The 12871-nt window shown below is 32.0% G+C and carries 17 protein-coding genes; all 17 read left to right on the top strand.

All coding sequences use genetic code 11. The features are described from left to right. Positions 1-89 precede the first annotated feature (89 nt). Positions 90-545 carry a PA2169 family four-helix-bundle protein gene (locus ACNQGD_RS12845; RefSeq protein WP_417999561.1) on the top strand — a complete coding sequence of 152 codons (456 nt, stop codon included), beginning with the start codon at positions 90-92 and terminating at the stop codon, positions 543-545. A gap of 98 nt (positions 546-643) precedes the next feature. After that, positions 644-1402 carry an MlaE family ABC transporter permease gene (locus ACNQGD_RS12840; protein ID WP_417994613.1) on the top strand — a complete coding sequence of 253 codons (759 nt, stop codon included), beginning with the start codon at positions 644-646 and terminating at the stop codon, positions 1400-1402. Position 1403: 1 nt separating this feature from the next. Continuing rightward, the gene (locus tag ACNQGD_RS12835; protein ID WP_417997318.1) at positions 1404-2180 is read left to right on the top strand and encodes an ABC transporter ATP-binding protein; all 777 of its coding nucleotides are present in this window, start codon (positions 1404-1406) and stop codon (positions 2178-2180) included. 19 nt (positions 2181-2199) lie between these two features. After that, positions 2200-3084, top strand: a complete 885-nt coding sequence (locus ACNQGD_RS12830) for an MlaD family protein (protein ID WP_417999560.1) — start codon at positions 2200-2202, stop codon at positions 3082-3084. 199 nt (positions 3085-3283) lie between these two features. Beyond that, on the top strand, positions 3284-4048 hold the full coding sequence (locus ACNQGD_RS12825; RefSeq protein ID WP_417999559.1) for a DUF4382 domain-containing protein: 765 nt from the start codon (positions 3284-3286) through the stop codon (positions 4046-4048). A 170-nt stretch (positions 4049-4218) separates the two neighbouring features. After that, positions 4219-4437 (top strand): hypothetical protein, encoded by a 219-nt coding sequence (locus tag ACNQGD_RS12820; RefSeq protein ID WP_417999558.1) that lies wholly within the window; start codon positions 4219-4221, stop codon positions 4435-4437. A 187-nt stretch (positions 4438-4624) separates the two neighbouring features. After that, entirely contained in the window at positions 4625-4810 is a 186-nt protein-coding gene (locus tag ACNQGD_RS12815) for a CsbD family protein (protein WP_417994607.1), read from the top strand. Positions 4811-4977: 167 nt separating this feature from the next. After that, positions 4978-5442 (top strand): sll1863 family stress response protein, encoded by a 465-nt coding sequence (locus ACNQGD_RS12810; protein WP_417999557.1) that lies wholly within the window; start codon positions 4978-4980, stop codon positions 5440-5442. Between the two features lie 188 nt (positions 5443-5630). Continuing rightward, positions 5631-6266, top strand: a complete 636-nt coding sequence (locus tag ACNQGD_RS12805) for a porin family protein (protein WP_417999556.1) — start codon at positions 5631-5633, stop codon at positions 6264-6266. Between the two features lie 131 nt (positions 6267-6397). Beyond that, entirely contained in the window at positions 6398-6550 is a 153-nt protein-coding gene (locus ACNQGD_RS12800; RefSeq protein WP_417994604.1) for a lmo0937 family membrane protein, read from the top strand. 63 nt (positions 6551-6613) lie between these two features. Beyond that, the gene (locus ACNQGD_RS12795; protein WP_417974696.1) at positions 6614-6766 is read left to right on the top strand and encodes a lmo0937 family membrane protein; all 153 of its coding nucleotides are present in this window, start codon (positions 6614-6616) and stop codon (positions 6764-6766) included. 30 nt (positions 6767-6796) lie between these two features. Next, on the top strand, positions 6797-7129 hold the full coding sequence (locus ACNQGD_RS12790; protein WP_417994603.1) for a YtxH domain-containing protein: 333 nt from the start codon (positions 6797-6799) through the stop codon (positions 7127-7129). Between the two features lie 53 nt (positions 7130-7182). Next, positions 7183-7530, top strand: coding sequence for a hypothetical protein (locus tag ACNQGD_RS12785; protein ID WP_417997323.1), 348 nt, complete (start codon positions 7183-7185; stop codon positions 7528-7530). 1 nt (position 7531) lies between these two features. Beyond that, positions 7532-7870 (top strand): hypothetical protein, encoded by a 339-nt coding sequence (locus ACNQGD_RS12780; RefSeq protein ID WP_417997324.1) that lies wholly within the window; start codon positions 7532-7534, stop codon positions 7868-7870. Positions 7871-8045: 175 nt separating this feature from the next. Beyond that, positions 8046-8738 (top strand): histidine kinase, encoded by a 693-nt coding sequence (locus ACNQGD_RS12775; protein ID WP_417999555.1) that lies wholly within the window; start codon positions 8046-8048, stop codon positions 8736-8738. 388 nt (positions 8739-9126) lie between these two features. Further along, the gene (locus tag ACNQGD_RS12770) at positions 9127-10818 is read left to right on the top strand and encodes an Ig-like domain-containing protein (RefSeq protein ID WP_417999554.1); all 1692 of its coding nucleotides are present in this window, start codon (positions 9127-9129) and stop codon (positions 10816-10818) included. A 4-nt stretch (positions 10819-10822) separates the two neighbouring features. Next, complete coding sequence (locus ACNQGD_RS12765) at positions 10823-12856, top strand: OmpA family protein (RefSeq protein ID WP_417999553.1); 2034 nt, start codon at positions 10823-10825, stop codon at positions 12854-12856. The last annotated feature ends 15 nt before the right edge of the window (positions 12857-12871 follow it).

Genomic DNA, 12871 nt, shown 5'->3' with positions numbered 1-12871 from the left:
GCAATCACAATGACTTTTGTTAAGCGGATAATTTAAAATAAAATGTAGCAAAATATAATCTAGTTTAATTACTATTAAAATAGAATAAGATGAATAAAGAGAAATCAATTATAGTATTAAATAGTCTTATTGAAATTAACAATGATAGAATTCTAGTTTATGAAACTGCAACAATACTGACCGTAGAAAGTGATTTAAAAGATTTATTTTCTGAATTCCAAAAAACAAGTGAATTTTTTAAAGCTGAATTGGCAGATGAAGTTCAAAAAATGGGTGGAATTCCTGTGGACATAATTAAAAAAAATAGCTTTTTTGTGAGGCTTTGGATAAATTTCAAATCGAGCCTTATTGATAAAGATAGAGAAGATATTTTGAACACTCTTGTACACAAAGAATTCGTAGCCATAAAAACGTACAAGGAAGCCTTGGCAAGTAATTTTGATTATCTAACCTCTGAGCTTCTAATTATTCTTAAATCACAGCAAATTTTATTAACTGCGCATCATGCTAAGGTGAAAAAATTAGGCGATTTAATGTTGTTTTAAATAAAAAAATATCTAATTTACTTTAAATCAGCACTTAATTTGCATACATAAAAATACAATGACTAATGAATAGTATCGTAACAGCCAAAAAAGAAAGCATAATAACCTACTTGAAAGAAACTTTCAATGATGTAGGCAAGATTACATTGTTTGCAATGCGCTTTTTCAAAGAAGTGATTAAACCTCCTTATGAAATCAAAGAGTTCTTAAAACAGTGTTACGTTATTGGGTATAAATCTTTACCATTAGTAACTATTACAGGATTTATAATGGGTTTAGTTCTTACGTTGCAATCAAGGCCTACACTGGCTAAGTTTGGCGCAGAATCCTGGTTGCCAAGTATGGTCGCTCTTTCTTTAATCCGAGAAATAGCGCCCGTAATTACCGCTTTGATTTGTGCCGGTAAGGTATCATCCGGTATTGGAGCTGAATTAGGTTCTATGAAAGTAACGGAACAAATAGATGCAATGGAAGTTTCGGCTATAAATCCATATAAATATTTAGTTGTTACAAGGATTTTGGCTACAACCCTTATGATTCCGCTTTTAGTGATTTTTGCAGATGGTATTGGGATTATTGGAGGATATGTAGGTATAAATATTCATAGTGATGTTAATTTATACCGTTACATCTCTCAAGTTTTAGAATCTATTACATTTTTAGATATTTTTCCCGCTACTATGAAAACTTTTTTCTTTGGTTTTTTTATAGGTATGATTGGCTGCTATAAAGGTTTTAATGCTGCTAATGGAACTGAAAGTGTTGGAAAAGCAGCTAACTCTGCTGTAGTTACTGCATCGCTTACAATATTTATTATTGATATGCTTGCGGTACAATTAACCGATTTATTTTTCTAAAATGATACAAGAAACAACAACAATAGCTCCTGCTTCTATTTCTAAAACGAATGTTCCAGTTATAGAAATCAAAGAACTTTATAAATCCTTCGGGAATAATGAGGTACTTAAAGGAGTTACTTTCTCTGTAAATAAAGGAGAGAATTTAGTGGTATTAGGAAAATCAGGTTCTGGTAAATCAATAACTATAAAATGCTTGGTGGGTTTAGTGGTCGCTGATGAAGGTGAAATAAATGTATTTGGCACAGATATCACAAAAATAGACAACAATGAGCTTAATGAAATTAGAGTTCGCATCGGTTTTCTTTTTCAAAATGCTGCATTGTATGATTCGATGAGCGTCAGAGAAAATCTAGGATTTACCTTAAAACGACACGCTAAAAATTTATCTGCTGAAGAATTAGAAAATCAAATAAAAGAGGTTTTAGAAAGCGTAGGATTGGGCGAGGCAATTGATAAAATGCCTTCGGAATTATCGGGAGGAATGCGAAAAAGAATAGGACTAGCAAGAACTCTTATTCTGAAACCGGAAATAATTTTATATGATGAACCTACCACTGGATTAGACACAATAACGTCAAGAGAAATCAGCGAATTATTATTAGAAATTCAAAAAAAACACAAAACATCTTCGATTATTATTACACACGATATGGCTTGCGCAAAACACACTGCTGATCGATTGGTGATTTTGAAAGATGGTGTAATACATACCGAAGGAACTTATGAAGAATTAGAAAAAAGTGACGACGAATGGGTTCGTTCTTTTTTCATATAACCATTAAAAAAAGAAAAAAATGAATAAAGAATCTGGATACCAATGGAAGTTAGGAATGTTTGTAATTATAGGGTTGGTACTTTTTGTTACAACAATTTATTTTGTTGGGAAACAAAAAAATCTATTTGGTTCTACATTTGAATTAAATTCAAAATTTAATTCGGTTAATGGACTCGAAGTAGGTAATAATGTTCGCTTTTCCGGTATCAATATAGGTACAGTGGAAGAGATTGAATTTCTTACGGATACCTCTGTGGTAATTAAATTAGTCATAAAAGAAGAAGTTCGTAAATATATCAAGAAAGATGCAATTGCAAGTATCAGTTCTGATGGTTTAATGGGTGATAAAGTGCTCACCATATCCTCTGGTAAAAACTCTAATATAATTGTTGAAGACAACGATAATATAGCTTCAAAAAAAGCAATAGAAATGGATGATTTAATGGTCAGCGTAAAAAAGAGTGTCGATAATGCCGGTGTTATTACGGCTCAACTTGCCCAATTCAGTTATAGCATGAACAATGGAAATGGAGCTTTGTCTAAATTAGTCTCCGATGAGGAATTTGGTAACAGTATAAAAAACATGATTGCTAATCTTGAAAATAGTTCCAATGAATTTAAAAAATTTACTGTCAAAATGAATGATGGAAAAGGAGCACTTTCAAAATTAGTGAGTGATGAAAAAATGGGTCGAATGATTGATTCTACTTTAACAAATGTAAAAACAGGAACCGAAGGACTTAATGAAGTTATAGAAGCTGCAAAACATAATTTCCTATTAAGAGGCTATTTCAATAAAAAGAAAAAAGCAGCGGATAAAAAGCTGGATGACTTAGAAGATCAGGAAGAAATAGAAATGAAAAAGGAATTAAACATAGGTGCCAAATTTGATACTATCAAATAGTTTTTTGAAAAATATTTTTGAATAATGATATTATAAAATAGTTACACTAAAGCGTACTATACTAAGAAAATACTTGTTTTTAAATACCTAAAAGTGAAAATGCTACAACTTTATAATAAAGTTATATAACATTTGATTTTCAAGCACCTGGTACCTTTACAAAACTATAAATATTTTGAACCTCTAAATTAAAATGAAAATGAAAAAAATGAAATTTATTCTGTCTTTCATCATGCTTGGATTATTAATTTATTCATGCAACAATGATGATACCAATGCGAGTTATCCGTATGCAGTAAGATTAACTGATGCACCCGGACCTTACGATGAAGTGAATGTAAACATACAAGGTGTAGAAGTTATTGGTGAAGATGGCAAAACTGTAGCTCTTAATGTGGAAAAAGGAATTTATAACCTACTTGAATTTTCTAATGGTGTCGATGTATTACTTGCAACAGATTCACTGGAAATTTCTTCCGTTAAACAAATAAGACTTATTCTAGGTGCTGATAATACAGTAGTTCTAGATGGTGTAAGTTACCCTTTGAGTACGCCAAGTGCAGAGCAAAGCGGATTAAAACTTAAAGTTAACCAAACGCTTCAAGAAGGAATATTGTATACTGTTCTTTTGGATTTTGATGCCAATAAATCAGTGGTGAAATTAGGAAATGGCGGGTATCAATTGAAACCAGTTATTAGAACCATTGAAAAAGCAATTAGCGGTTCTATAAAAGGCAAAATTACTCCAATAGGAACTATGGCAGTAGTTGAAGCAACTTCCTCAACAGCTGTAAGCTATACGAGTAATGTAAATGTAAATGGTGATTTCTTAGTAATGGGACTTCCTCCTGGAACATACACCATTACCATAACTCCTGCTCTACCTTCATTGCCTGTAACAAAAACTGACATAATAGTTACAGCGGGTATTGCAACTGACATAGGAGCTTTTATTATATTATAATAAAATTGTTTAAAATGTTGCTTTTTTAAATAAAAACAGTATTTACGTACCACCTTATAAATCTAAAATCATTAAAAAACATCATTGAGAATTGCGATGTTTTTAATGATTTTATTTTTTAGGTTCAAATAAAAAGTCCCAATCAAAACACCCTTAAAATTTTATTCATCATGAAAACAGAAAAAGAACTTAATGACGCTATTCTTAAAATTACAATGAAAATACGAAATGAATATCCTGAATTATCCAAATATTTATCTGAGATGCCTATAACTATTCCTGAAATTTCAAATCCTGAAATAAATATTAAAACACTATCGGATTATTACGAATCATTAGAAAATATTTTGAAAAAATACAGTCCAAATCACAACCATAATTCAAATTAATAAAACTGCTTATTGACATGAATACAAAAAAGCAATTTGATTATTCAATGAAAATAATTTGTTGTTTCATTTTTTATAAAATCAGTGAATAAAACAAATTATTCATAAAGTTATATAACTGATTTAATACCTAAACGTGCCAACTTTGTAGAGTGAAAATTATTTCGCATACAATACACAAAAAAAAATGAATTCAGTAGAACTAACAGGAAATTGGGAAGAGCAAAAAGGAAAATTAAAACAAAAGTTTGCAGCTCTTACTGAGAATGATTTACTTTTCACAGTATGTAAAAAAGAAGAAATGATTGGAAAAATCCAAAGTAAATTGGGAAAAACCAAAGAAGAAATTCTTAAAATAATACAGTCTACTTAATAAGTATATTTCAATAAACCTTGTTTGCCCCTATTATTACATTGCCTATTTTTTATTACCGTTTCATAATTCAAACTAGCAGTATTAAACAACGTTAGTTTGAATTATCAAATGGTTAGACACAAATTTCCTAGTCACATCAAAAACTTAATATTAAAACTACAAAAATGAAAAAAACTCTTTTTACCCTCGCAATAACAACTTTTATGGCTGGAACTGTTTTAACCGGTTGTCAAAATACTTCGAAAAAAGAAGAAGCTGCTTTAGATAATGTAGAAGACGCAAGAGAAAATCTTGATGACGCAAAAGAAGAATTGTCAGATGCGAGAAAAGTAGCTACTGAGGAAGAATGGAATACTTTCAAGGAAAGTACCGATGCAACAATTGCTCAAAATGAAATGAGAATCGCAGAGATGAAAGCCAGTATGAAAAAAACGGGCAAATCAATCGATGAAGAATATGCTAAAAAAATTGCTATTTTAGAACAAAAAAATAATGATATAAAAGCTAAGATTAAAACGTATAAAAATGATACGAGTAGTGATTGGGAATCTTTTAAACAAGAATACAATCGCGACATGGATGAACTTGGTCAGGCTTTGAAAAACTTGACAGTAAACAACAAAGAGTAAATAAATAGGACGAGTTTTTTAGCTCGTCTTTTTTTGTCTCATCATTTTTAGATTTAAAAAACATCCATAAAATATTTATTAAATAAATCATTTAAGGTGTGAATAATGTAAACTTAACCAAAAGTTTTGTAACAAACTTAAAGCGTAGGATGCTGATATTTGTAGTACAATAATTCAAAAAAAATAAAATGAAAAATTCAAAAAAAATAATTTTTGCTTCATTAGTGATAACATTCGTTACTTTAACGAATGCTAATGCACAAGACAACACTCCGAAATTTGGTGTAAAAGGAGGTGTAAACTTCTCTAATTTGTATACTGAAGATGTTGATGACAACAATGTTTTAACCGGTTTTAATGTTGGTTTTTATGCCAAATTACCTATTTCCAATACGATCGCACTGCAACCTGAAATTTCTTACACAGGAAAGGGGGCTGAGCTAGTTTACAACAACGCTTTTGTGAGTGGAACTGCTCAATTTAAATTAGATTATATTGAAGTACCCCTTTTATTAGTAGTTAATGTAACCAAAAACTTCAATATTCACGCAGGTCCTTATGCCGCTTATATGGTTAGTGCTAAAACTACAAATAAGTCTGACAGCGGTAGTTATAATTTTGAAGACAATATTGACACGGATGATTTTAACAAGTTTGATGCTGGTCTTGCCGGTGGTGTTGGGATTGATTTAGAACCAATTAGTTTTGGAGTACGTTACAATTATGGATTGACTAAAATTGGAAAAGAGGACTCATCAACTAGTTTTAGCTCTCCAGATGCTAAAAACAGTGTTTTGAGTTTCTACGCTGCTTTTGCTTTTTAAGCACTAGTAAAAAGGTAATCTTAATTTTATCATAAATACACATAAAATACTGTATAACAATATAATACATGTATTTTTATCTGTAACTTTACTACATTTAATCTAAAAATAATAGTTAAAAATCAAAAATCATGAGCAATTTACTTTATACAATCGCAGTAATTTTAGTACTTTTTTGGGCAATTGGTTTCTTTGCATACAGCTTAGGATCAATAATCCATATACTCCTAGTTATTGCAGTTATTGCAGTTATATTGAGAATTATACAAGGCCGAAAAATCTAATATATCTACCATTAATTGACCTACGAAAACAAATCAAATATAAATCATTAAAAACTAGAAATCATGAGCAATCTTCTTTACACAATCGCAGTTATTTTAGTCATTTTTTGGGCTATTGGATTCTTTGCATTCAACGTAGGATCAATTATACACGTACTTCTTGTTATTGCAGTCATTGCAATACTATTTAGACTTATACAAGGTAGAGGTATCTAAATCAAATAAAAAACAATAAATTATATAATTATGAAAGCAGATAAAATAATATTAGGAGTTTTAGGAGGCGTAGCCGTTGGAGCATTATTAGGAGTATTGTTTGCACCTGAAAAAGGAGACAAAACAAGAAAAAAAATCATGGATAAAAGCAATGATTATGCTGATGAATTAAAAGACAAATTAGATACTTTATTGGGAACAATAAATAAAAAGTATGAAAAAATTTGGAGCGAAGGTGAAAATTTAATCGCTGAAGGAAAATCAAAATTTAGTGATGTAAAACAAGATGGTGAAACTTTAATTGCTGAAGGAAAATCAAAATTTTATGATGCAAAAAACGAAATTAAAAATACAAATATCTAGTACGATATTCAATTATTAAAATTTCAATACAAAGTAAATTTACAATTTATATCATGGAAAACACAGCAACAACAATAGAAATGCTTTTTGAGAAAGCAGAGGATTACACTAGAACAACCGTAGAATTGGTGAAGTTACATGCAGTAGATACAACTGCTGATGTTTTATCCTCGCTTCTTTCTCGATTAACTGTTTCTATTGTTTTTGTTATGTTTGCCTTCCTTGCTAACATTGGGCTTTCCTTATGGATAGGCGAATTATTAGGTAAAGTATATTATGGTTTTTTTATAGTATCCTGTGCTTATTTAGTAATTGCAATAGTGCTATACATTTTTAAAGATCAATGGCTTAAAATGCCAATCAGCAATTTTATCGTTGTCAAAATGCTTAAAAAAAGTTAATATGAAAACCATTAACGAGACAGATACTCTTAAGAAAACGATACAATTGCTTAAAATAAAGCAAGCTAATGAATTAGTACATCTTAAAGACCAGTATCATCATAGCTATGAAAGTTTAAAACCTTTAAATATAATCAAAAATGCTTTTGGACAAATGGCTACCTCCTCTGATTTTAAAGGAAATATACTGAGTAATGTTATTGGCATTTCAACTGGCTATTTGACTAAGAAAATTTTATTAGGATCAACTCATAATCCAATCAAAAGGATATTGGGTACACTCTTGCAATTTGTGATTACTAATGTTGTTACAAAACATTCCGATACTTCAAAATCCTAACTACGGCACACTTTAGTTTTGAATTGATATATTAAAATGCAATAATTCTCTATAAATCGAAAATCCCGTATAAACTATTTATTTGTTGTTTTTAAATAAGCCCAAAAACAAAGGGTTTAATCTGGTTATGTATTTTATTTAGGATAATCTCTCTTGAAAACTAATTTGAAAGAGCATGGGAAAAAGATTTAAAAAAGAAGCGTTAATAATCGTAAACCGAGAACTTGCTTTTCAAAACTTAGAAAAGGAAAAACGTGCCGCTGAATTAATTATTGCCAATAAAGAACTTGCTTTTCAAAACTTAGAAAAGGAAAAACTTGCCGCTGAATTGATTATTGCCAATAAAGAGCTTGCGTTTCAAAATCAAGAAAAAGAAAAACGTGCCGCTGAATTGATTATTGTCAATAAAGAGCTTGCGTTTCAAAATCAAGAAAAAGAAAAACGTGCCGCTGAATTGATTATTGCCAACAAAGAACTTGCGTTTCAAAATCAAGAAAAAGAAAAACGTGCCGCTGAATTGATTATTGCCAACAAAGAACTTGTGTTTCAGAATGATCAAAAAGAAAAGCAATCAGGTGAATTGATTGTTGCAAATCAAGAACTTAAAAGAGCTGAAGAATACCAAATAGAATATATAAAAGGACTGGAAGAAATAATGTATATGACTTCTCATAAAGTGAGACAACCCATTGCTAATATATTAGGTTTATCTTATTTACTACATCATCAATCTGTAAATTCACCAGAAGAACTCAAAGAATCTTTAGATTACATCAAACAATCTGCTTTAAGTCTTGATACTTTTACAAAAGAGCTTACCCAATTCATTTTTAACTTGGGAGAAAAAGGGAAAATTATATTTAAATAAAACATTTAGGATAGTACGTTTTAGCGGCAAGCAATTTCAGAAAAATGCTCCAGTTTAAAATGCTAGGGTTTAACTTTAATTAAGAGTTAAACCCTGGCATTTTATGCTTTTTATACTATTTATGGATGTTTTGTTCTTCAAAATATTTCTGATGCAATCTGTTTCAGATTAAAATTTTTATAAATTCTCAAATATTTGAAGAAGTATCAAATAGTGCCATACCACATTTAATATCAATTAAATACAAATTGACTTACAGGATGTTTTTAAAACTTAACATTTCAAATAAGTGAATTTCACAACTTCTATTATTAATTATATAACACCTTTCGCTAACAACTAAACCATATTTGCTGGGTAGAATATTTAATCCCCTAAAATTAATAAAATGAAAACTAAAAATTTACTATTAACCTTTGCAATACTATTTATTGCATTAATTTCTGGTTGTGCTAAAGACGATTTTGAAGAAATCGAAGGCGTATGTCCAGTTGTGTTATCTACAGATCCTGATAATGGAACTATTAATGTTCCACTAGATAAATCGATTACAGTAATCTTCAATGAAGAAATGAATGCTGCCACTTTTAACCAATCGTCTTTTACTTTACAAGGAGCTACCGCAGTTGCAGGAACAGTTTCATTTAGCGGAACAACTGCTTCTTTTGTACCTACAAGTCCACTGGCGCCAAATACTACTTACACTGGCGTAATTAAAACATCCGTTAAGGATCTAATGGGTAATGCGCTACAAGCGGATTATGTTTGGACTTTTAGCACTGGTTCAACTATAACGCCTATGGTAGTATCAACAGACCCGGCTAATAATGCTACAAATGTATTCCTTAATAAAATAGTTGCTGTAAATTTTAATATGCCAATGAATCAGGCAACTGTAAGTGCAACAACTTTTACATTAAAACAAGGAACAACATCAGTAGCAGGATCAGTTTCATATAATGGAACAACTGCTTATTTTACTCCTACCGCTCTTTTAGCATCTAATACCATTTATACAGCTACTATAACAACCGGAGTCAAAAACGTTCAAGGCACAACAATCGCTAGTAATTATACATGGACTTTTACTACCGGATCTATTACAGCTCCTAACGTAACAGCTACTGATCCTACTAACAACGCTTCTGGGGTTGCCCTTAATAAAGACATTACAGCTAATTTTAGTATGGCAATGGACCCTTTGACTATTAGCGCTACTACATTTACTTTAAAAAATGGTTCAGCAATAATTACTGGAACTGTATCTTATTTAGGAACTACAGCTACATTTAATCCAAATAGTGATTTATTACCTGGAACTACCTATACTGCTACAATTAGCATGGGTGCTAAAAACCTAGCAGGTGTTTCTTTAGCGAATGACTTCGTTTGGAATTTCAGTACTAATTCAGCTGTAGTTGGAAATACCGTAAATCTTGGATCAGCGGAAAGATTTGGAATTCTAGCAGGTGTAGGAGTCAGTAATAATGCTGGTTTCAGTGTAATTAATAATATGGATGTTGGGATAAGTCCTGGAGTTCGTTCCTCAATTACAGGATTCCCTCCTGCAATTATAGTAAATGGGGCAATTTATGCTTCTGACGATATTGCGCCTGCAGGAGTAGCTGCAATGTTAACGCAAGCTAAATTAGATCTTACCAATGCCTATCTTTTTGCCGAAGGAGCTTCTTATAGCGCACCAATAACGGTATCTGGTGATCAAGGTGGAAAAACACTTGTTGCTGGTATTTATAAATCAACATCCACACTTTTAGTACAAAATGGCGATTTAACTCTTAGTGGTAGTGCAACTGACGTTTGGATTTTCCAAGTAGCATCTGCCTTCACAACTGTTGGTGGAGCTGGTGGAAGTATAAAACTTGCGGGAGGAGCACTTGCTAAAAATGTCTTTTGGCAAACAGGAAGTTCAGCAACTATTGGAAATTACACATCATTTGTAGGTAATATATTGGCCCTACAATCTATAACAATGGGAGCCTATTCAACCGCACAAGGTAGAATGCTTGCCAGAAATGGAGCAGTAGTAATGACTCATACTAACATAATCACAAAGCCTTAAAAAAATGAAAACTAAAACTAATTTTAAAAGTGGATCATGCGTTGCATGGTCCTCAAATAAACGGATCATTAAAAGTGTTGCAATAATTGCTTTAGCATGGTTAAGTAATCAAAATTCAGTTCAAGCTCAAGAAGTTCCCGCAATTAAATATGCGAAACCATCTTGGTACTTTGGTGTGGCTGGTGGAGCTAATTTCAATTTCTACGAAGGTTCTACTCAACAATTAAATGCTGGTTTTACATCTCCCGCTGCGTTTCATGATGGAAATGGCACAGGACTTTTTATTGCGCCACTTTTAGAATATCGTCCTGCGGATTCAAGATGGGGTGTAATGCTACAAGCAGGATATGATAGCCGCAAAGGTTCTTTTGACCAAATAGTAACAGCTTGTGATTGCCCAGCTGATTTATCTACCGACCTAAGTTACATCACAGTGGAACCAAGCGTACGCTTTGCGCCTTTTAAATCTAATTTTTATCTTTATGGAGGTCCACGATTGGCTTTCAACATGGACAAATCATTTAACTATCAATTAGGTATCAATCCAGCTTTCCCTGATCAAGCTCCTTCCCCTGCAGTAACCGGTGAATTTAGTGAGATTGAGAAAACTATTTTGTCAATGCAAATTGGTGCAGGATATGATATTCCGCTTTCTTCAGATAGCAACAAAACACAATTTGTATTGTCTCCTTTTGTTTCTTTCCAACCTTATTTTGGTCAAAATCCACGTGCTACAGAAACTTGGAATATAACTACAATTAGAGCAGGAGTAGCACTTAAATTCGGACAAGGAAAAGATATTCAAGAAGCAACCGATTTGTCTAAAGACCGAGAAGTTGATTTCACAGTAAATTCTCCGAGTAATGTTTCTGGAGAAAGAAGAATGACTGAAATTTTTCCACTTCGAAACTATGTTTTCTTTAATGAAGGATCAACAGAAATTCCAAATCGTTATGTTTTATTAACGAAAAATCAAGTAAAAGACTTCAAAGAAGATCAATTGGAAACATTTGCTCCAAAAAATTTATCAGATCGTTCGAAACGTCAAATGACTGTTTATTATAACGTACTGAACATCCTTGGAGATCGAATGCAAAAAAATCCTTCTGCAACGATCACTTTGGTCGGTTCATCAGAGAAAGGTCCTGCTGACGGGCTTGTTATGTCCGAGTCAATCAAGACGTATTTGGTAAGTGTATTTGCAATAAATCCAACTAGAATTACCACTAAAGGTCAAAACAAACCAAATATCCCATCAGAGCAACCAGGAGCAACATTAGAATTGGTTTTGCTACGTGAGGGAGATCGCAGAGTTTCTATCGAAAGTAACTCTCCTGATTTATTGATGGAATTTCAAAGTGGTCCTGATGCGCCATTAAAACCAGTACAGATTGTTGCTTCACAAGAAGCACCAGTTGAAAGTTATGTTACCTTTAACAATAAAGGAGCTGGTGAAGCATTATCATCTTGGTCTTTACAAATAACTGATGAGCAAGGAAAAGTACAGTCTTTTGGACCTTATACTCAAGACGAGGTAAGCATTCCTGGAAAAACAATTTTAGGTAGCCGTCCAGAAGGAGATTATAAAGTAAAAATGATTGGCCAGACTAAAAGTGGAAAAATTGTAGAAAAGGAAACTCCTGTTCACATGGTACTTTGGACTCCTGCAAAAATGGAAGAAGGTATGAGATATAGTATTATCTATGAATTCAATACCTCTAAAGCCATTTCAATGTATGAAAAATATCTAACTGAAGTAGTTACGCCGAAAATTCCTGTTGGAGCAACCGTAATTATCAAAGGTCATACGGATATTATTGGCGAAGAAGTTTACAATCAAGATTTGTCAGTCGCTCGTGCAAATGATGTGAAAAACATAATTCAAAACAGCTTAACTAAAGCGGGTAGAAACGATGTTAAATTTGATGTATCTGGTTATGGTGAAAATGAAAACAATTCTCCATTTGAAAACAAAACTCCTGAAGAACGTTTTTACAACCGTACCGTAATAATTGATATTATTCCTGCCGCTAAATAAGCCGAAATAACTGAA

This window comes from Flavobacterium glucosi (assembly GCF_048286535.1).
Classification (GTDB): domain Bacteria; phylum Bacteroidota; class Bacteroidia; order Flavobacteriales; family Flavobacteriaceae; genus Flavobacterium.
Note: the sequence above shows the minus strand (reverse complement) of the source record. Positions and strands in the feature narration are given on the sequence as shown.